The organism is Streptomyces sp. P17 (assembly GCF_032436805.1).
GTDB lineage: Bacteria > Actinomycetota > Actinomycetes > Streptomycetales > Streptomycetaceae > Streptomyces.
In genome coordinates, this window is record NZ_JAVRBF010001480.1 from 1 (window position 1) to 236 (window position 236).

The 236-nt window shown below is 40.7% G+C and carries 1 protein-coding gene; it reads right to left on the reverse strand.

Features of this window, described 5'->3' with window-relative positions:
* Positions 1-236 (reverse strand): hypothetical protein (locus RMT89_RS45410; protein WP_315889596.1); only part of this gene is annotated, 236 nt, incomplete at both ends.

A 236-nucleotide genomic window follows, 5' to 3' on the forward strand; every position in this document is an offset into this window, starting at 1 on the left:
CAAATGTCATCCCAGATTGATAATTTAACAGTGCAGATTGAGCTGAGTTAATTGACCAAGGTGCAGAATCGACGAATTTATCTCTCAGCGAAGTTGACATGAAAATATAGTCCACTCGACCTGATTCAGCGTTGCGTTCAATAGAATACCGTTCAGAGTTTCTATCTCGGATCGCAACAGCATCGACGTATGAATTTAACTCCGTTGGGCTAAAAACGAGTGCTGCTTTTTCTTTT